18 protein-coding genes are annotated in these 19,929 nt (G+C 43.3%); all 18 read right to left on the bottom strand.

All coding sequences use genetic code 11. The features are described 5' to 3' along the window. Window positions 1-29: 29 nt before the first annotated feature. Window positions 30-1,865 (bottom strand): translation elongation factor 4, encoded by a 1,836-nt coding sequence (gene lepA, locus FFM75_RS04040; protein WP_137627907.1) that lies wholly within the window; start codon window positions 1,863-1,865, stop codon window positions 30-32. Window positions 1,866-2,020: 155 nt separating this feature from the next. Beyond that, on the bottom strand, window positions 2,021-3,484 hold the full coding sequence (locus FFM75_RS04045) for a hypothetical protein (RefSeq protein ID WP_137627908.1): 1,464 nt from the start codon (window positions 3,482-3,484) through the stop codon (window positions 2,021-2,023). A 227-nt stretch (window positions 3,485-3,711) separates the two neighbouring features. Then, a complete protein-coding gene (locus FFM75_RS04050) occupies window positions 3,712-3,945 on the bottom strand; it encodes a hypothetical protein (protein ID WP_137627909.1) in 234 nt (77 codons plus the stop codon). Window positions 3,946-3,978: 33 nt separating this feature from the next. Beyond that, window positions 3,979-5,043, bottom strand: coding sequence for a WxLIP family cell surface protein (locus FFM75_RS04055; protein ID WP_137627910.1), 1,065 nt, complete (start codon window positions 5,041-5,043; stop codon window positions 3,979-3,981). A 66-nt stretch (window positions 5,044-5,109) separates the two neighbouring features. Continuing rightward, window positions 5,110-5,847, bottom strand: coding sequence for a WxL domain-containing protein (locus FFM75_RS04060; RefSeq protein ID WP_137627911.1), 738 nt, complete (start codon window positions 5,845-5,847; stop codon window positions 5,110-5,112). Between the two features lie 249 nt (window positions 5,848-6,096). Next, on the bottom strand, window positions 6,097-7,380 hold the full coding sequence (gene dltD / locus FFM75_RS04065; RefSeq protein WP_137627912.1) for a D-alanyl-lipoteichoic acid biosynthesis protein DltD: 1,284 nt from the start codon (window positions 7,378-7,380) through the stop codon (window positions 6,097-6,099). Further along, on the bottom strand, window positions 7,377-7,619 hold the full coding sequence (gene dltC, locus FFM75_RS04070) for a D-alanine--poly(phosphoribitol) ligase subunit DltC (protein ID WP_137627913.1): 243 nt from the start codon (window positions 7,617-7,619) through the stop codon (window positions 7,377-7,379). Before dltC ends, dltD begins: the two co-directional genes overlap by 4 nt. 28 nt (window positions 7,620-7,647) lie before the next feature. Beyond that, window positions 7,648-8,862 carry a D-alanyl-lipoteichoic acid biosynthesis protein DltB gene (gene dltB / locus FFM75_RS04075; RefSeq protein ID WP_137627914.1) on the bottom strand — a complete coding sequence of 405 codons (1,215 nt, stop codon included), beginning with the start codon at window positions 8,860-8,862 and terminating at the stop codon, window positions 7,648-7,650. Next, window positions 8,859-10,385 (bottom strand): D-alanine--poly(phosphoribitol) ligase subunit DltA, encoded by a 1,527-nt coding sequence (dltA, locus tag FFM75_RS04080; RefSeq protein ID WP_137627915.1) that lies wholly within the window; start codon window positions 10,383-10,385, stop codon window positions 8,859-8,861. Before dltA ends, dltB begins: the two co-directional genes overlap by 4 nt. 46 nt (window positions 10,386-10,431) lie before the next feature. Next, window positions 10,432-10,581 (bottom strand): teichoic acid D-Ala incorporation-associated protein DltX, encoded by a 150-nt coding sequence (locus tag FFM75_RS04085; protein WP_137627916.1) that lies wholly within the window; start codon window positions 10,579-10,581, stop codon window positions 10,432-10,434. A 32-nt stretch (window positions 10,582-10,613) separates the two neighbouring features. Further along, on the bottom strand, window positions 10,614-11,783 hold the full coding sequence (locus tag FFM75_RS04090) for a serine hydrolase domain-containing protein (RefSeq protein ID WP_137627917.1): 1,170 nt from the start codon (window positions 11,781-11,783) through the stop codon (window positions 10,614-10,616). Between the two features lie 478 nt (window positions 11,784-12,261). Next, window positions 12,262-13,401, bottom strand: coding sequence for a molecular chaperone DnaJ (gene dnaJ, locus FFM75_RS04095; RefSeq protein WP_137627918.1), 1,140 nt, complete (start codon window positions 13,399-13,401; stop codon window positions 12,262-12,264). A gap of 104 nt (window positions 13,402-13,505) precedes the next feature. Further along, window positions 13,506-15,377 carry a molecular chaperone DnaK gene (gene dnaK / locus FFM75_RS04100; RefSeq protein WP_137627919.1) on the bottom strand — a complete coding sequence of 624 codons (1,872 nt, stop codon included), beginning with the start codon at window positions 15,375-15,377 and terminating at the stop codon, window positions 13,506-13,508. 43 nt (window positions 15,378-15,420) lie between these two features. Next, window positions 15,421-16,035, bottom strand: coding sequence for a nucleotide exchange factor GrpE (grpE, locus tag FFM75_RS04105; protein WP_379832324.1), 615 nt, complete (start codon window positions 16,033-16,035; stop codon window positions 15,421-15,423). A gap of 20 nt (window positions 16,036-16,055) precedes the next feature. After that, a complete protein-coding gene (hrcA, locus tag FFM75_RS04110) occupies window positions 16,056-17,099 on the bottom strand; it encodes a heat-inducible transcriptional repressor HrcA (protein WP_137627976.1) in 1,044 nt (347 codons plus the stop codon). A 165-nt stretch (window positions 17,100-17,264) separates the two neighbouring features. Next, window positions 17,265-17,975, bottom strand: a complete 711-nt coding sequence (gene budA, locus FFM75_RS04115) for an acetolactate decarboxylase (RefSeq protein ID WP_137627921.1) — start codon at window positions 17,973-17,975, stop codon at window positions 17,265-17,267. Continuing rightward, complete coding sequence (gene ribF, locus FFM75_RS04120; RefSeq protein ID WP_137627922.1) at window positions 17,975-18,973, bottom strand: riboflavin biosynthesis protein RibF; 999 nt, start codon at window positions 18,971-18,973, stop codon at window positions 17,975-17,977. Before ribF ends, budA begins: the two co-directional genes overlap by 1 nt. Window positions 18,974-18,985: 12 nt before the next feature. Next, entirely contained in the window at window positions 18,986-19,909 is a 924-nt protein-coding gene (gene truB / locus FFM75_RS04125) for a tRNA pseudouridine(55) synthase TruB (protein WP_137627923.1), read from the bottom strand. Window positions 19,910-19,929 lie beyond the last annotated feature (20 nt).

Raw genomic sequence — 19,929 nt, forward strand, 5'->3', positions numbered from 1 at the left:
TAAAAGAGCTCCGCATACGCGGAACCCCTCTACGACGGCTTCTCTTCTTCGTCAGTTTTCAAAACAGCCATGAAGGCCTCTTGTGGGATTTCAACTTTCCCAACGGCCTTCATTCGTTTCTTACCAGCTTTTTGTTTCTCTAATAACTTCATCCGACGTGTGCGGTCCCCACCATACAAGTGGGCCGTCACATCTTTCCGATAGGCTTTAATATTAGTCCGAGCAATAACCTTGGCCCCAATAGTGGCTTGAACTGGGATTTCAAAGTTTTGACGTGGAATGATTGTCTTCAACTTCGCAGCAATCTCACGACCACGTGCCGCGGCAAAATCTTTATGCGCAATGAAGCTCAACGCATCGACTTTATCACCATTCAATAAGATATCAATCTTAACCAAATCACTAGCCCGATAACCATCGATTTCATAATCCAATGAGGCATAACCACGCGTATTAGACTTCAACTTATCGAAGAAATCAAAAATGATTTCTGACAATGGAATATGATAGATGACGTTGACCCGGTTACTGTCTAAGTAATCCATCGTATCAAATTCACCCCGCTTACGTTGGGCGAGCTCCATAACCGCTCCAACATAATCATTTGGGACCATGATTTGGGCCTTAACGTAAGGTTCATGAATCGACTTGATTGCGGAGGCTTCAGGCATTTCAGCCGGGTTTTCAACGTCTTTTTCAGTACCATCCGTCATCATGACATGATAAGTTACTGATGGCGCAGTCGTAATCAGGTCCAAATTAAATTCGCGTTCAAGCCGTTCTTGAACAACATCCATATGCAATAGCCCTAAGAACCCGCAACGGAACCCAAAGCCCAACGCTTGTGATGATTCCGCTTCAAATTCCAAAGCAGCATCGTTTAATTTTAATTTTTCCAAAGCTTCACGCAAGTCCGTAAACTTCGCATTATCAGTTGGATAAATCCCAGCATAGACCATTGGATTCATTTCCCGATAACCGGCCAGCGCTTTTTCAGCTGGGTGGGCAGCATTTGTCACCGTATCCCCAACTCGGGTATCTTGAATATCCTTAATGCTAGCCGTAATATAACCAACATCGCCCGCCATTAAATAATCCCGCGCCAATGGTTTAGGCGAGTTGACCCCAACTTCAGTAACTTCGTATTCACTACCACTATTCATCAAGCGAATCTTATCCCCAGGACGCACGATACCTTCATGAATCCGCACGCTCAAGACAACCCCACGATAATCATCGTAAACTGAGTCAAAGACTAACGCTTTTAATGGTGCATCCAAATCCCCAGTCGGTGCTGGTACTTTATGCACGATTTGTTCAAGTAGGTCTTCAATCCCAATCCCGGCTTTAGCGGATGCTAAAACCGCATCATCGGCTTCAATCCCAATATCATCTTCAATTTCTTGTCGAACTTTTTCGGGTTCAGCAGAAGGCAAATCGATCTTGTTAATGACCGGTACAATTTCCAAATCATCATCAATTGCCAAGTAAACATTCGCTAATGTTTGCGCTTCAACCCCTTGCGCCGCGTCCACAACTAAAACCGCCCCTTCACAGGCGGCTAAGCTTCGGGAAACTTCATAAGTAAAGTCCACGTGTCCTGGAGTATCGATCAGGTGAAAAATGTACGTTTCGCCATCTTTAGCTTGGTAGTGTAGCTCAACGGCATTTAATTTAATCGTAATCCCACGTTCACGTTCCAAGTCCATTGAATCCAAAACTTGGTCTTGCATTTCACGTTTCGAAATAGTATCTGTTAATTCCAAAATTCGATCCGCCAACGTTGACTTACCATGGTCAATATGGGCGACGATTGAGAAATTACGGATATGCTTTTGTCGATCTTGCATTGTCGCTTTATCCATTGATTTTCCTACTTTCTTACTAATTCCTAGTCTTGACAATTATACCAACTAAACTTAGTAATCTCAATTTTTCCGGTAAATACGCGTTATAAATCAAAACATGGCATCAAAGGTTGGCATGACGCTACCCTTGATCCCATGTTTTCGTTAACTGCCTAATTCGTTGGTGTATCACTCAATGTCCAATTAACCGTCGTCCCGTAGTTCCCGGCATAAATGCCAGGCAACGCATCGATCACGATGCCGTTAGTCTTTGACCAATTATTAGTGACATTAGTGGTCGTCACGCCACTTTGACGTGCGCCACTCGCAACTTCAATTGTGCCACTACTTAAGTTTTGCACATCACTACCGCTTCGATAAACTAGCCCGCCTTTAAACGTATGCGTGCCATCCGTTAATGCCGGGGCACTCGCATACAAATACCATTTGGACCCAACCGTCCGCGTATCATTAACGTTGACCTGCCAATTGGTGCTAGGTGCATAATAAGTTTCACTAGTTGGGATTTCCAGGCTACCAAAATCAACCGCACTCGCAACGGTCCCAAACGTCAACGTACCTGGTAACAACTTAATCGTAATTGGCGTTGTGGCCGAATCTTTGGCACCTGACTTAGTCCCATAAATATCAACGGTCGTACTGCCATTTGCAGCTAGACCACTTAGCGTCGTCCCAAGATTGCTTTCTTTGGCCGCATAGGTGATACCACTGCTGGTATTATTATCATTCGGGTCGGTCCCTGTGATGCCAGCTTGCTTAACGATCCAAGCAATTACATCAGCATCGCTCATCGATTTAAACGCCGTTGCATCGTCTGGCAGTATCGTTAAACTCGGTGTTGTTGCCGCAATCGTTAACGGCTTAATCTGCGCGACACTAGCAGTTACGGTCCCATCATCATAACTACCTGAACTATTTGATTCAGTCACGGTAACACTTGTTTTACCGCTTAAATCACCACTCAAAGTTAACGTATAGCTTAAATCACTACCAACTGTCGCTGAAACGGACGGATCCGCATCACAAGTAATTTTATCACCAGCTACCGTACCTTTACCTTGAATCGTTGTGCTGTTTTCAGTTAAAGCGCTCGTGATCGTTGGTGTCAGTTTACTGATGTTAAAACTCGTTAACTTCGCCAACCCAATCTCTTTGTTACCATAATAAGAAGGTAACGTTGATGTCCCAGCAACTAATCGTAACCCGATATAAGTCGGATTCGCGCCTTGCCAGGATTTCCAATTCAAAGCAATCGTTTGAGTTGCCGCAGAACCAGAAAACGTATAACTACTCTTGGTACCTGACGAAATTAAGTTCGTTCCTGCACTCGAACTTAGAATTTTACCATTACTATCAAACAAATCTGCATACAAACTACTCATCACAAAACTATTTTTAGGCGTTAAGGTCCCAGAATAAGTCACTTGGAGCTGAGTGGTAAAATTAGTAAGCGACCCATTAGACACATTATCCGCTTTAATTGCAGTTATCTTTGGAAAGCCTGAGAAGACCACAAAACCATCATCAGTTAATAATGAAACACCTGTGCCTTCAGGTTCAGCAGTATACGTGACACTAGTTAAAGTAGCCGCATGACTAATTAATGGCCCACTCATGAATATGCTGCCTATTAAACTCAATCCCCAAAGCCACCACAACGCTTTTAGTTGCTTGAACACTATCGCTCACTCCCTTTTTGCAGCTGACGCCACTGCATCCAAACAATCATTATTAACACGATAATTAGTAACCCCAAACCACTCAATAACCCGCGATAACTTTGCCAATCATTAGTCTGAGGTAAGCGACCCAGTTGCCGTTTGAAGGCTTGCCAACGACTTGGTTATAACTGATCGCCATCCGCTTGTGCCGTTGACTGCGGCGTTTCTACTCGCTGATAAGCTTGCCGACCATCTGGGATCGATGGTGTAATCTGATCAGCACTTGCTGGTGAGGCTGCAGTGAAGCCAACTGAAACTTCAGTTCGACTAGTCGTCGCAGCCCAAGTTGGTAAGGTCCAACCTAAAACCAATAGTAGGCCTAATCCTACACACAACCATTTAAGCTGACGCCACATTAGTCATCCCCCCTAACCAGGCATCATCGCACCTTAATTTTGATCCTGACTTTGTTGTCGCCGACGCTTTAACCATAAAACAAGCCAAAGTAGTAATAAGACTAAAATCAACATCCCCAAAGCGCCTAGCACAATAAACCAAATAATATTAATACCGGAAGTATCAACCGATGCCGCATTATATTTCTTAGCAGCTGCTTGATTAATCGTAAAATTACGGTCAAATACCCAACGGTGCTGACTATTCTTAACAACCATATGCAAATGATACTTACCGGCTTGCAAATTGGTCTTTCCTAGTAACAGTGGGTACTTATAAGTAGAGTTAGGGGCTAATTGTGCATGTTGCTTCGTATTAGTCACAACCGTTTTCCCGGAATTGCGAGCCGTCACTTTAGTTTTAATATTAAGATTACTAATGATAACGGCACGTGGATTTCTTAAAACTGGGAAAATCCCTTTATGATAGTTTTGCATCCCCGCAATTACTTTAGTCAATTGCAACGTTGGTGCTGGCACTTTGCCAAGTGTATATTTCAAACCAATCACATAAGAATACTCATTCGTAATGTTCATTGATTTTTTGACGGTACTGGTCGCTTTCTCATTGACTCGTTTAAAATACCAGCCCCCTAGAATAACCCCATTAAAGGTTGTTTTAGGGATCTTAACTTGAGCGGTTACGACTTTACTGCCATTTGCTGGCACAACAACTGTCTTACTACCGGACAGTTTGGTTAAATCAGCCATTTTAAATTTTAACGATGAATCAAAACTTTGGGTTGGTTGCACATATTCAATTACCCCATTGCCATTGGTATAAGCTGTATGAATTGCGGTTTGAACTTTAATATCGCGATTCGTCACATTATAAATCACCGTTTTTAACGTTTGTGTCTGGCCAGAATGCATTTTCAAATCAAAAAAAGAATTCTTCTGATTCAATTGATTCTTAGGAATCTTGGCCGCAACACTAAACCCAATATTATTACTTTGAGTAGTCCCGGCGGCTTGAATCGTATGATTACCACCAATCAAGCCAGCAACTAGGCCAATTAAGACACTCAATCCGATTAATTGTTGTTTAAATCGTTGCATTGTTTTGACCCCCATTTTTATCTCAATATATGTATACGGATGATGTCATCCATCCGCATTTGACGCTTATGATTGTGGTGTATCAGCTAAATTCCAGTTTAAAGTTGTCGTGTATCCTTGGGCTTTGACGCTGTTAGCCGGAATCGTTAATTGAATATTGCTTGGGTCAATTTGATCTACCGTGACCCCAGCACCATCGCCAGCTGCCGCGGCCATTAACGTGTTACTAGTACCGTCTAAAACGTCCGCAATTGGGGCGGTCGTCACATTATTGGCATCTGCACCAGAGTGACCCAGTGTCCCAGCACCCAGTGTCAACGTCGCACCTTTAACAATTGACCCATCGTCACCCTTTAGGTTATTCGGTGCCGACACATCGAGATGCCAACCAGCATTAGTCCCCCGCACATCAGAAACTTCAAAAACAGCTTTATTATTCCACAACGTACTCGTATCAGCGGAATTATTACCATCTGATGAATCAACATAATTGGCTGGAATCGTCGTTGCGTTTAAAACATCGATTTGATGTGTCCCAAAGTCAAGCTGATTGGTGACGTAGATCAATGATAACCCACCCCCAGCTGCAGCCCCGTTATTACCATCGCCGCCAGGAACTGACGTGTCAGGATTATTGGGATCAACCGGATCAATCGTACTGGTACTACCCGTAAAGCTCGCAGTCACTTTGGTATCCCCAGTCGTTGACGCATTACTAGTATTTTCAGCATGGGCAACCATCGGTGTCATCGCTGATAACAGCAACGCGCCAGAGACTAATACACTACCTAACATTTGTTTCATGAAAATACACCCCTTTTAATATTTTTGAGCCGCTCAATAGTTAACATTGGACAATTTATACCACGAATAGTGGCCAAGTTACGTTTGACACGGACTGCTTGCATTTCACATTATCATTATGCTATCTAGATATAAATAAATCATTTATTCGCACATATATTCAATTGTTTGTAAAACAAATTAACACAGCTAACATTAAAAAACGCAACCAACCGTGATTATTCACGATCGATTGCGTTTTAAACAACTCTATTTAGTTTCGTAACTGGTCAACTGATTAGGATCAAGTTGTTGCCATTGTTTACTATAAAACTTGTCGTTAATCTGGTAAGTTGGTGTCTTCTGTTTTTTACTCAAGAATGGATTGACCTTTTGATCAACCGCTAACCAACCACGCCAGCCCAAGTGAATCGTGTCGGTCATGAAGTAATCTTCACCACCGTCTTGACTCAAATCACAAATATTGGTGAATCCTTGGCTTTCCAATTGATACCGAATCTTCTTATCAAATTGTGCGATCATGTTCATCGATAACCCAGTATAGTTAGCCCACCGTTGATTAATTGGTGGAATGATAAACATCACATTGGTATTGTTCTTCGCAAATTGATTTAAGACTAATTGGAAGTCAGCAAATTCAGGTGACTTGGTGTAATTCAAGTGAGTTTGCGAATTTGCTAACCGTTTGTAGTTACGCCGTAATTGTGTCTTCCAGAATTTGTTACTAATTTCCAAATCATTAGAAGTCGTTTGTTGTTTCCCAATTTTACCAGCTAATTGATCCAACTGATTAAAGTTGTAAGTTGCTGGTAATTGTGTCTCTTGGTGATTAACATTGTTTAAATTCTTGCTCGCAATCCCAAATTTGGAGAAGAATTCATCTTCACTGCCTAAGACCCGTGCTTTATAGTTGATATAAGCACGTTGGGCAGCCGTTGGTTTGAAGCCAGCCGCGACCCGGGCTAAAGCGCCAGCTAAAACTTTATCAGAAGAACCGGATGGCATTTGTAGTAACCGCTTAGCGGCATATCGATCCATCGCAGTATTCTTTTCCGTTTGCAACCAGTCAGTGGTTTGTAACGGTGAGTAGTAATAGCCAAACGCATCTTTCCGCGTCCCTTGTGGTACGAACCATTGTGGCGAAATAACAAAGACAGCTTTCTTATTTGTTAACTGCTTTTTAACCGATTGCATCACGAAGTATTGGGTTAAAGATTGAGTACCACGCGCCCCCAGCAAAAATGGCCGATAATTCCGATGGTACTTCGCTGCCAAAACGGACGGATGCATTGGATCAAATCGTGACCATTCTGAAGAACCAAAGAACGGGACATACTTATCATCAAGTGCTTGCCGCTTAATCAAGCGACCTTTCAACACATTGGGTGATAAAGAAACCGCAGCTTTTTCTTCAGTTGTTTTTGACACATGATTTAATCCAAACGAGAATGGTGAAAGCAGAACGGCCAATAATAAGATGGCTGCCAAAATAATTGGGCCAAAAATCTTAAAAAGGCGTTTTGAAACGCTCATTGCATGCTCTCAACCTTTGCAACGATTTTAGCTGGGGTATCCCATTCTGAACGTTCAAATTCAGAAACTGGGACTTCGATACCAAGTTGGTTTTGTAATTCTAGTAATAATTGAACTGAACCCATTGAATCTAAGATACCTTCATCAAATAAATTCGTGTCCATATTGCCAGAAACGTCTTCACCTGTTAAATCTTGTAAAATTGAAAGAACTGTTGATTGTGTTTCGTCCATGATAATTACTCCCCTTAATTGTAAGTTTTATTTTTTATGGCCGGGCGCTAAAGAATAGCGTATTTAGGAATCCTGAGAAAATCAAGAAACTAAAGCAGACCACGTTAAACGTTAAGAAAATTGCGAAGTATTCCGTAAATTTGTTGTGTGGAATTTGTGCTTGATGTTTCTTTTTGAAACGTAACCAAGCATCGTTGATCACCATTGCAAACCCATGGAATAGCCCGTAAACGATATAGTACCAAGTTTCCCCGTGCCAGAACCCCATGATTAACATATTAATCACGTAAGCGACGTTGGCAGTCGTAACCCGACTCTTAAAGATCTTATGCTTCATCATGAAGAAAACTAACCGCATATAGATGAAGTCTCGGAACCAGAAGGACAACGTCATGTGCCAACGATTCCAGAAGTCTTTAATGTTTTTAGATTTGAAGGGTTGGTTAAAGTTCATTGGGGTTTCAATCCCCATCAAATAACTGACCCCGACAGCAAACAAACTGTAACCGGCAAAGTCGAAGAACAAATCCATACTGTAGGTATACATGACACCTAGCAAGGCCCAAGAAATGCCATGTGCTTGTAACGCCGCATGTTCAACGGCTGGTAACATGACCGTCCCAAAGATATAGGCCAAGATGAATTTGTAGAAGAAGCCGAGAAAGACGTAACGAACCCCTTTTTCAACTAATTCTAAATACTTCGAACGCGTTGGGACACTCTCATAATCTTTAATGAAGCGCCGATACCGATCAATTGGCCCCGAAGAAATTGTTGGGAAGAACAGTAAGAACTGTCCAAACAAAATCGGATGGAATTCTTTGATCGTCCCATCACGCGTTTCCATGATGGTTTGCACAACTTTAAAGGTTAAATAGGAAATCCCCAAGAACCCGATAATGGAACTAGCGCCATGGTGTACGGCCGGCGTAATTTTAACAATGGCAAGTGGAATAATTGCTAAAATCACGCTAACCACGAAAATCCAGCCTTTATTCGGCGAATCGGGACGCTGTCGATACCGCGAATATAACCAAACTAAACAGATTTGGTAAACCAAGTAGATGATTAAGGCAATCCCGGTGCGCCACTTAACGCCCCCGAAGGTCAACATTAAGAACACAAACGAGATGACAGATTCATAAATGTGTGAACGCCGACCGTAAAGTAAACCAATCATCAACGGTAACAGAGCAATAAATAGTAATAAGAAGTACGTTGGGTTACCGTATGGGTCAAAGGACATCATTCTGGGTTGACCTCTTTGATAATTGACTTAACATCGATCTTGCCGTTCGGCGTTAATGGCAAGCTCGTTTGATAAACGAACCGTTGCGGAATCATGTATTCCATCATCATTCCTTGTAGGTCCTTTTTAATCGCCGTCGTCAAAGCAAAATCACTTTCAAACTCATTTGGCTTTGGTACGACGTAGGCAATCATTTGGGTGACTTTATGCTCTTTATTGTACTTCGGTACGGCCACCGCTTGTTCAATGTGTTGTTGTTGGCCCAAGAAGTGGTTAACTTCTTCTAATTCGATCCGATAACCATGCATCTTAATTTGAAAATCAACCCGACCACGGTAACGGAATAAGCCATCTTCATCCATAATCCCAATATCACCAGAGTGATAAGCACGTTGCCCATCAAGCGTAAAGAATGCTTTTTCTGTCTTTTCAGGATTATTTAAATAGCCCTTAGAAACGCTCGGCCCACTGATGATGATTTCGCCTTCAGTACCGGCTGGCACTGGTTCGCCATTTTCATCAACAACGATCATCTTCGTATCAGCTTTTGCATAACCGATTGGTAACCGGTCGAACTTGGCTAAAGCTGCATCAGTGATTTCGATTTGGGTCACCGCAACACATGTTTCAGTTGGACCATAAGTGTTGAAGATCCGTGCTGCTGGGAACCGTTGCTTTAAGGTTGCAGCAGTCTTATGGGTCAATTCTTCTCCACAGAACAAGAAATGCGTTAAGTTAGGCAAGTGTTCGGCATCAAATTTTGGTTCCAATAAGCAAATATCCATGAAGGACGGTGTTGAGACCCACACATTAATTGGTAATTGTGGTAGAGCCGCAAACAATTGCTTAAAATCATCCGTGACTGCTTTTGGTAAGGCAAACAAGGTCCCACCTAAAGCTAAGGTTGGATAAACATCCATTACGGATAAATCAAAAGAATATGGTGGTTGTGATAAGGCATTTGGTTGCGCCGGCAACCCAAAGTCATCACTCAACATCCAGTTCACATAACTCAATAAGTTATCATGACTGATTTCAACCCCTTTAGGTTTACCAGTTGTCCCAGATGTAAAGATAATATAGTAATCATCGTCACCACTAACCGCATGTGTTGCTTGGTAGTCAACTGGTGTTGCAAAGATTTGATTCAATTGCGTTGGTGTAATGACTGGCGTTGAGCCAACCCCCGTTGGTAAGTCAACTACTGCAATCACCGCAGCTGGTTCTGCAATTTCATTGATCATCGTTAAACGTTCGTTTGGTGAATGCGTATCAATTGGAATGTACGCCCGACCAGATTTAACCACCCCTAAGAACGTGGCAATCATTTCAAAGGTTTGACCACCAAAAACAATGATTGGTGCTTTAGGCTTCAAATCTAGTGAATCTAAATGCGCTGCTAAAGCATCTGAATAGGCCTTTAATTCTGCATACGTATGGGTCGTTCCTTGAACGTCATAAACGATCTTGTCCGGTTGAGTCCGGGCAAAGTCATCAATTGTCGTGATAATGTTTTTAATCATTGTTGCTTTCCCCCAAATATAATCTAAGGCTTAATAAGCCGCCCCATTAGAATTCATTGTAGATAAACTTAGCTTGGTTGATACCACTGTACCCATAGAGATAAACCAAAGCTAACATCACCGCAAAGTAGAAAATTGTGAGTGAGATAAACTGCACGCTTGGTCGTTGAAACCAAACTTTCAATTTTGCGAACATCGCTTCACCTCCTCCAAATTAGTCAATCCCCATTAATTTAGATTGCCATTTTGTAATTCATTAAATAATTTTTCGGTCGCCGTTTGGATTGTCACCGCTGGGCGATAATAATTCGTTAATAATACGACCCCATTTTGACCATTGCTAGACAACATCACTGCAGATTCATAACCATAACCAATCCCATGGGAGCGGATGCCATTACTTAAGTTATAAACGCCACCGCCATAAGTACTGCTCGTAGCCGCAGTGTGTAAAATCGCCACATTTTGTGGGGTGATCAGCTTCCCGGTCAAGATGGCCCGTTCCGCTTTAAATAAATCACCAGCACTCATATAAATTTGACCCGTCCCTAACTCGTTGGCCATTTGGGCTTTCGTTTCATGTGACCGGGTCGCATAAGTCGCCTCAGTTTGTGAGCCACTGTATTTATAAGACTTCGTACTGTGGCTACCTTGACCAGCACTGACAAAGCCCGTATTTTTCAGTTTCAACGCTTTGATAATATGCTTGGTAAAGTATTGGCGATACGATTCACCGGTCTCTTGCCGGATAATACCGGCTAATAACACGTAATTAACTGGTTGATAGTTCCATTGGCCAATTTTTGCTGGATCACTCGCTAAGTTTTCAACCGCGTAATCAATCACGCGTGCTTCTGATAACTTTTGTGAAGACCCATTGCCAAAGGTCAACCCGGAATCCATGTCTAACAGCCGTCGTAACGTAATCTGCTTAGCACCGCCAATTCCAGGATAATACTTGGAAAGTGGATCACTCAGCTTGATTTTACCGGCCTGGACCAATTGCATGACACAGGCCGCCGTTAACGACTTTTGAATCGACAAGATTTGATATTTAGACAACGCGACATTTTGACGACTTGTCGCTTCATCCGCATAACCAAAACCTTTTTGATAAATCACGTGATTATTCTTAACAACTAACGCCGTCCCCACAAACTTAGTCATTGTTAAGAGTTCCGTGATTTTTTGATTCGAAGTTTCGGTCTTGGAAAAGTGCTCTTGCGTCACTTTTCGTTTTAACTTTTTCTTTTTAGCGGCAATTTTGCGTTTCTTGCTTTTCTTAACCGCTTTTTTTTGAACTTGCACCGATCGATCAGCGGTGTGTACGTAATAAAAGGTACCGCCAATGACGACCAAGCCCAATAAGGTGTAAATGAATAGTTTAAATCGTTTCACAAGCCATTAACTCCCCCATTAGTTAATTGATTACGAACCTATTCCTCATGACCGCCGTAATAAAACCAGTGCGTGATAACTTCGATTCATCAAATAGTCTACCAATTTTGAAAATAGAATCATCGTTTTCACCTGAAAACTTCAAATTGTTGCCTATTCGTGTCTTAAAGACACATTCTTGTAACGGTTTTGTAACATGACCGTTAACGAGCACGGTTTGTCGTCGTCCCAATGATTCACCTCCTCAATTAATACTAGCACCCGTGATATTTTATTTATAATATATCGAAACAGTTTGTCGAAAAATCGACAGCCGGGAAGTTCAGTTAATAAACAAAATGTTGCTAGTTATGATGGTTCCAGTATGCCAATTTGTGCAGACCGGTAAAAGCAAGGTTCACTGAAATTAAACTGAGAAATTCTCAGATAAGCAAAAAAAAGCGTCTCACCAATGATTTGGCGAGACGCTTGCAACCGGTTAGTTATTGAATAACTTATCAAAAAGTGAACTCTTACCATTGCCAGCAACTGTTTTACCACTTGCTTTAGCAAAGGTCTTCAACGCTTCTTTTTGACCCTTATTTAATTTAGTTGGGGTTTGGATCGATACCGTGACTTGTTCATCACCAGTACCATTACCACGCAACTTAGGTGCACCCTTACCACGTAAACGGAAGGTCGTCCCGGTTTGCGTGCCGGCTGGAATCTTCATCTTCACGTCACCGTGAACGGTCTTAACGCGAACTTCATCGCCCAAAGCGGCTTGAACAAAGTCGATTGGTAGCTTGAAGTAAATCGTCGCACCATCACGTTCAAATTCATCACTAGGTTCAACCCGGAAGATAATGAAGAGATCCCCATAAGGGCCGCCATTAGCACCGGCTTCCCCTTGATTTTGCAACCGCATTTGTTGGCCTTCTTCAACCCCGGCTGGCACGGTCACTTTAATCGAGTGACTTTGTTCCGTATGGCCAGAGCCACCACAAGTCGCGCACTTGTCTTGGATTTCTTTACCAGTCCCATGACAAACATCACAAACTTGTTGGCTCATCATCCGACCTAATGGCGTATTAGTTTGAACTTGAATATAACCGCTCCCATGACATTTCGAACACGTTACTGGTGACGTTCCAGGCTTAGCACCTGAACCACCACAAGTTTCACATTGTTCTTCACGGTTATAAGTAATGTTGGTTTTCTTACCAAAAATGGCATCTTCAAATTTCAACGTCATTTCATATTGTAAGTCACGACCTTGTTGTGGTGCCGTTGGATTAGGTCGGCGACCACCACCACTACCACCAAAGAACGAGCTGAAAATATCTTCGAAGCCGCCGCCACCAAAGCCACCGAAGTCTTGGCCGCCAAAGCCGCCAGCGCCGCCACCAAAACCTTGTTGACCACCGGTAGAACCAAATTGGTCGTATTGGGCCCGCTTTTGAGGATCACCTAATGTTTCATACGCGTCATTGACTGCTTTGAACTTGTCTTCGGCGCCTGGTTCATGGTTCAGATCAGGATGGTACTTTTTTGAAAGCTTACGGTAGGCTTTCTTAATTTCATCTTGACTGGCATCTTTTTCGACACCCAGAACCTTATATAAGTCTTGTTCTGCCATCGTAACCTCCTAATGATCCTTAATAAAGTCTCATTAATACTAGCATATTTAACGCAAAAAGCCAAAGCCGCGCGGCCTTGGCTTTTTGTTAACGAATCATTGAATTACTTCTTGTCCTTATCTTTATCTAAGTCTTCGAAGTCACCATCAACGGTGTTGTCATCGCCACTAGCTTGACTACCATTATCAGCAGCACCACTCGTTGCACCGGCGCCATCAGCGGCACCTTGTGCTTCTTGGGTTTGTTGATAAAGTTTAACTGACAAGTCTTGCACGATCTTATTCAAGTCGTCTTTCTTGGCTTTCATTTCATCGATGTTGTTGTCATCTTGAGCCTTCTTCAAGGCATCACGCGCATCTTGTGCTTTCTTGACTTCTTCATCAGAAACCTTGCCCTTAAGTTCTTTCAAAGTCTTATCAGTCGTGAAGATCAATTGATCAACTTCGTTCTTCAAGTCAACTTCGTCTTTACGCTTCTTATCAGCGTCTTCGTTTTCCTTAGCTTCCTTGACCATTTGATCGATTTCTTCATCAGAAAGACCCGATGAACTCTTGATGGTAATCTTTTGTTCTTTGTTGGTCCCCATATCCTTAGCAGACACGTTGACGATCCCGTTCTTATCAATATCGAACTTAACTTCGATTTGAGGAACCCCACGTGGTGCTGCTGGGATATCTGTTAATTGGAAACGACCCAACGTCTTGTTGTCCGCTGCCATTGGCCGTTCACCTTGCAAGACATGAATGTCAACAGCTGGTTGATTGTCAGCCGCCGTTGAGAAGACTTGTGACTTGCTAGTTGGAATCGTGGTGTTCCGGTCGATTAACTTCGTGAAGACACCACCCATGGTTTCAATCCCTAATGATAATGGCGTCACGTCAAGTAAGACAACGTCTTTAACATCACCAGTGATGACCCCACCTTGAACAGCAGCACCTAAAGCAACCGCTTCGTCAGGGTTGATTGAGTGGTTAGATTCTTTACCAGTCCACTTTTCAACAGCTTCTTGAACAGCTGGAATCCGAGTTGACCCACCATTTAAGATGACAACATCCAAGTCAGAAGCTTGTAAGTTAGCATCCTTCAAGGCATTTTCAACTGGAATCCGAGTCTTTTCAACTAAGTCAGCTGTTAATTCATTGAACTTAGCCCGTGTTAATGATTTTTCCAAATGTAATGGACCACTAGCACCAGCTGAGATAAATGGTAAGCTGATTTGTGCTTCAGAAACGCCCGAGAGGTCTTTCTTCGCTTTTTCAGCAGCATCCTTTAACCGTTGTAAGGCCATCTTGTCTTGTGACAAGTCAACGCCGTTGTCAGCCTTAAAGCCAGCAACTAACCAGTCGATGATCTTTTGGTCAAAGTCATCCCCACCAAGACGTGTATCACCATTGGTTGATAAGACTTCAAACACACCATCGCCAAGTTCAAGGATGGAAACATCAAAGGTCCCACCACCAAGGTCATAAACTAAGATTTTTTCATCTTTGTCGGTTTTATCCAAACCATAGGCTAAAGCTGCCGCCGTTGGTTCGTTGATAATCCGTTCAACATTTAAGCCGGCAATCTTACCAGCATCTTTAGTTGCTTGCCGTTGGGCATCGTTGAAGTAAGCAGGTACCGTAATAACTGCTTTTTCAATCGTGTCACCAACATAATCTTCAGCAAAACCTTTGATATATTGTAAGATCATTGCTGAGATTTGTTGTGGCGTATAATCCTTGCCGTCAACACTAACTTTATAGCCAGCTTCGCCCATGTGACGCTTGATTGAAGCAACTGTATTAGGGTTGGTGATTGCTTGCCGTTTGGCAACTTCACCAACTTGAGTTTCGCCATCTTTAAATGCCACAACTGATGGGACCGTCCGGCCACCTTCAGGCGTGGTGATAATCTTTGGTTCGCTACCTTCGAGAACTGCTACCGCAGAGTTAGTTGTCCCGAGGTCAATCCCGATAATTTTATTACTTGCCATAAATTAACAAACCTCTTTTTAATAAGTTTTTTTATGCTCTAAATTATTGTGCCACAACAACCATTGCTGGTCGTAACGTCCGGTCTTTAAATAAGTAACCCTTTTGTAAGACTTGGACCACCGTGTCAGCTGGATGTTCATCCGTGGCTGGCACCGTTTGAACGGCTTGGTGAATAGTTGGATCAAAGGTTTCACCAGCAGCTGCTACTTCGGTGACACTGTGTTTCTTCAATGCTTCTTGTAAATGGCCATAGACCATTTCGACACCCTTCTTCAACTGCTTAGCAGCATCGTCGTCGGCATCGGTGGCTAAAGCCCGTTCCAAGTTATCTAAAACTGGTAACACATCTTTAGCCAAACTTTGACCATCATATTTGATGATTGAAGCTTGTTCTTTCTTGAAGCGATTTTGCATATTGACTAGTTCTGCTTGGGCCCGTAACATTTGATCATCTTTTTGATCAACTTGTTTTTGTAGGTCAGCAAGTTGTTGATCTTTTGGATCAACCGTTGTCTTTGCGTTCGTCGCTTGATCATCAGTGGCGGACGTCGTTGGCTTAGCCGTAGCTGAGTCGTTGGACGTGGCCGCTTGGCTTGCCGCTGTGGATTCAGCCGTAGCTTGTTCCGTGGCGGTTGCGCTAGTTGGTTCTTTTGCCAATGATTTCATCTCCTTGTCCGTCACTCATCAAAGTACCGGTAATAGTCTAACAGTTTGCGGGCGAGCTCCCGTTGAAATGCACCCATCAACCCGATCATCCGGGAATAAGGCATGGCAGTCGGCCCGAGTAACGCAATCATCCCTTGACCATGTTGATCAACGTCATAAGTTGCCGTAATCAAACTGTAGTCTTTTAACAAATCGTTGGTAATTTCATTCCCGATGCGCACTTGAATGTGTTGACCAGGTGGGCCAATCACATCAGCAATATGGTCGGTTTGATCGAGTAATGAATACAATGATCGCATTTCTTGCGGATCTTGCTTAGAGGTATAGTTAAATAAATTCAACTTACCACCCACATAGAACCGCTCGGAAGCTGCCTTGGACAACACACTGCCAAAGATATCCAAAAAGCCATCAGGATTTTGCAAATAATGCGCTAATTTTAATGGAATTTCAGACTGTAACTTGGCAAGGACGTCTTGTAACGGCAGGCCAACCAACTGATCATCGATAAACCGTACGACCGGCTCAAGTTCGTCGCCAGTAATGTCCGTCGGAATCGTAAAGGTCTGGTTTTCCACGTCACCATTATTGGTCACAAGGATCGCCATCACTTGATGATTTCCTAACGGCACCAACCGGAAGCCACTTAAGCGACTATGTTTCAATTCTGGTCGTAACGTAAAGGTCGTATAACTTGTCAATTGTGATAAGATATCGGCCGATTGTGCAACGATCTCATCGATTTTATGAAATTCACCACCCAACGAATGTTGGATAACTTTCAAGTCTTTGTTATCAACTTTTTCAGGCTTCAAAATATGATCAACATAATAACGATAGCCTTTAATTGATGGCATTCGTCCGGAAGACAAATGCGTCTTGACGATTAATCCTAAATCTTCCAAATGAGCCATTTCATTACGAATCGTGGCTGAACTGACCTTCATTGGTAGTTCTTGGACCAACGCTTTGGAGCCCACCGGATTACCGCCTTCGGTATAGTCACGAACAATGGCCTTCAAAATCAGGCTTTGCCGTTCAGTTAACGTGATCATCACCTCTTTTTAGCACTTAACTTAATGGAGTGCTAACACAATTACTAATATAACAACCCCCTTGCTTAAAGTCAAGGAAAGACAAAGTTTTTTAGCAAAATAATTGGGTGAGTGCTAATTTCAAATCAAAAAAAGTCTGGAATTGAATTCCAGACTAAATCAAGCTTATCTTTCAGCCTTATTAATCGCCGTATCGATTGCTTGATTATCAAATTTTTCTTGTAAATAAGCCGCATTATCAATTGGTAAATGCACCTTGAAATCAGCAAAACGTTGGACCTTAACCGTCGCTTGATCAATGTCAAAGCCCAGTAAATGGCCGCCGAGTTGATGGTCATCACTTAAGAAGTGTAAGTGATAGCCGCCAACCGTCGCCCCTTGGAACAAGTGTGGCGCATAATACCCAATAATCGTCCCCGTAACATTGTCACCTTCAAATTCAGGTTGCTTGGTAGTCGCTGCCACCAACGTTTGATAAGGTCGTGTTTGTTTTGGTGCCACGCGTGTTTTGATGTGTTTGAAAGTTCCAGTCACACGCACTGCAGCAAAGACATTTTCTAATTGATATTCAGTCAATAATTGTTGTTCAAATTCGGCTTGACTTAAGCCTTTGACATCCACACTGACATCTGGCTGTTCAAAGTGAACGGAAGCAAACGGCATCGTTTCAGTCGCATCAATTTCACGAATCTGGCCATCTTCACGCGCTTGATAGGCATGGCCATCTAAAATAATAACCTCGCCGTTTAAGCCATCAAGCGTCCCGATACCAGTATCGCCATGCGTTAATAGCTCACCCGCAGTAATCGTTCCTTCAAATAGACCAGGGACTAATAGGCCCAAAGTACCGTGTTGATAAATCGTATTTGCCGTCATTATTCTGCCGCCTCCTGTTGATTAGTTGGCACTTGTAAGCGTGGTTGTGCTTGAAATGGGTGTTGGGCAAAATAGGCCCGAGTGCCCTGTTCATCATGTTGCAACTGGGTCACTAGTCCAGCCGCACCATCAAACTTAATCTCGCCACGCATCCGGTGACACCAGCGAACCGTGACATTGGCCCCGTAGATATCACCCGTAAAATCAAGTAAATAAATTTCAACCGTAATCGGCCGGTTGTCACCAAAAGTTACATTGCGGCCGACTGATGCCATCCCTGGCTGCCACGTGCCATTGACTTGGACCATGGTGGCATAAATGCCGATTCCTGGCACCCGCGTATTGTTAGAATGTGCCACATTGGCCGTGGGAAAACCCATTGTGCGCCCACGGGCTTCACCATGAACGACGGTGCCCACGGTTTCGTATTGATACCCTAATAAGTCATTGGCTTCATCAAGTGCACCCGCATCCACAGCTTTGCGAATCCGCGTCGAACTAATTTTTTCACTGCCATCGACGGCTTTAGGCACTTCAATAATCTCAAACCGTTGACGACCGTATGCCGCTAACTTTTGCATATTGGCCACGTCAACTGGGCCATACGTATAATCAAAGCCCGCAACAACGGTTTGCGTATGTAGACCAACGATCAACTGATCAACAAACGTTTGCGGTGGCATACTGCCAACTGCCGCATCAAAATGTAATACATATAAGATATCAACACCCATTTCTGCCATCAAAGCAGCTTTTTCATCAACCGTTGTTAAATAACGGACCTGACTAGGGTCGCGGTGTTGGAACACCACGGAAGGATGCTGATCAAAGGTCATGACTGCGAGTTTGGCCCCTTGCGCTTGTGCAGCGCGACGGGCAGTTTGAACAACGCGTTGGTGGCCCCGATGCACGCCATCAAAAAAACCGAGGGCCAAAACAATTGGTCCCGCCGGAATTTGATTAGCGGCATATGGATAGTCTAATTTAATCACCTGCATGCCAAAAACTCCTTAATTCACTGAAAACATTTTTAATGGTTTGTACCGTGCTTCGCTTTCACGATAACTATATAGACATTTTATGCTGTCTTGATAAGTTAACGCAACAATCGTGTTCGCGTCAGGCGCACTTTGTTGTCCCTCATCGGCACTCAAAAAGGCCCCATTGCGAACCCGTTCCCATTGTGCTGCGGTCAATGCGACTTGTGGGTATTGACTAAGCGCGATATCAATCGGCGCCAACAAGTCACCGGCAGTGCCCGCCGCCGCGTGGGCTTCAATTTCTTCAAACGTGACGGTTTGGTCCAATGTAAAGCCCCCACTCTTAAGCCGGGTTAAATCACTCATGACTGCTGGTACGCCTAATTGTTTACCAACATCAACAGCGAGTGTCCGCACATAGGTCCCTTTACTGCAGGCCACCGTAAAATAAATCGTTTGGGTTTGGGTCGCCGCATCGTAAGTAGCCGGTTGGCGTTGTTCAAACTTGGCAATCTCGATATGTCGAGTTGGCCGTTCGACCGTTTCACCATGGCGAGCATAGTCATACAAACGCCGACCATTAACTTTCACCGCTGAAAACATCGGTGGAATTTGGGTAATCGCCCCTGTCATTTTAGCCAAGGCAGCATCGATTGCCGCCGCACTAAACGGGGTTTGAATCGCTTGCCGCTCGACTTCATCCCCGTCTAAATCTTCCGTCGTCGTGGCAAAGCCTAAGGTAATACTACCTTGATATTCTTTACCCGAAGCGACTAAAAACTGAACGACTTTGGTAGCGTTACCAATACAAATTGGCAAAACCCCATCGACATTCGGATCAAGGGTCCCTGAATGGCCGACTTTTTTAGTTTGATATAATTTTCTAATTTTTGCGACGCAGTCAAAACTAGTGAGACCACGCGGTTTATAAAGCGGTAAAATTCCGTTTGACATAATGAACTCCTTAAAATTAA

Origin of the sequence: Lactiplantibacillus daowaiensis, from assembly GCF_005405085.1 — a bacterium.
Taxonomy (GTDB): Bacteria; Bacillota; Bacilli; order Lactobacillales; family Lactobacillaceae; genus Lactiplantibacillus; species Lactiplantibacillus daowaiensis.

Excerpts from the sequence above, each read along its gene's own strand:
- lepA (WP_137627907.1), bottom strand. The coding sequence starts at position 1,865 with ATGGATAAAGCGACAATGCAAGATCGACAAAAGCATATCCGTAATTTC.
- FFM75_RS04045 (WP_137627908.1), bottom strand. The coding sequence starts at position 3,484 with ATGAGTGGGCCATTAATTAGTCATGCGGCTACTTTAACTAGTGTCACG.
- FFM75_RS04050 (WP_137627909.1), bottom strand. The coding sequence starts at position 3,945 with ATGTGGCGTCAGCTTAAATGGTTGTGTGTAGGATTAGGCCTACTATTG.
- FFM75_RS04055 (WP_137627910.1), bottom strand. The coding sequence starts at position 5,043 with ATGCAACGATTTAAACAACAATTAATCGGATTGAGTGTCTTAATTGGC.
- FFM75_RS04060 (WP_137627911.1), bottom strand. The coding sequence starts at position 5,847 with ATGAAACAAATGTTAGGTAGTGTATTAGTCTCTGGCGCGTTGCTGTTA.
- dltD (WP_137627912.1), bottom strand. The coding sequence starts at position 7,380 with ATGAGCGTTTCAAAACGCCTTTTTAAGATTTTTGGCCCAATTATTTTG.
- dltB (WP_137627914.1), bottom strand. The coding sequence starts at position 8,862 with ATGATGTCCTTTGACCCATACGGTAACCCAACGTACTTCTTATTACTA.
- dltA (WP_137627915.1), bottom strand. The coding sequence starts at position 10,385 with ATGATTAAAAACATTATCACGACAATTGATGACTTTGCCCGGACTCAA.
- FFM75_RS04085 (WP_137627916.1), bottom strand. The coding sequence starts at position 10,581 with ATGTTCGCAAAATTGAAAGTTTGGTTTCAACGACCAAGCGTGCAGTTT.
- dnaJ (WP_137627918.1), bottom strand. The coding sequence starts at position 13,401 with ATGGCAGAACAAGACTTATATAAGGTTCTGGGTGTCGAAAAAGATGCC.
- dnaK (WP_137627919.1), bottom strand. The coding sequence starts at position 15,377 with ATGGCAAGTAATAAAATTATCGGGATTGACCTCGGGACAACTAACTCT.
- hrcA (WP_137627976.1), bottom strand. The coding sequence starts at position 17,099 with ATGATCACGTTAACTGAACGGCAAAGCCTGATTTTGAAGGCCATTGTT.
- budA (WP_137627921.1), bottom strand. The coding sequence starts at position 17,975 with ATGACGGCAAATACGATTTATCAACACGGTACTTTGGGCCTATTAGTC.
- ribF (WP_137627922.1), bottom strand. The coding sequence starts at position 18,973 with ATGCAGGTGATTAAATTAGACTATCCATATGCCGCTAATCAAATTCCG.
- truB (WP_137627923.1), bottom strand. The coding sequence starts at position 19,909 with ATGTCAAACGGAATTTTACCGCTTTATAAACCGCGTGGTCTCACTAGT.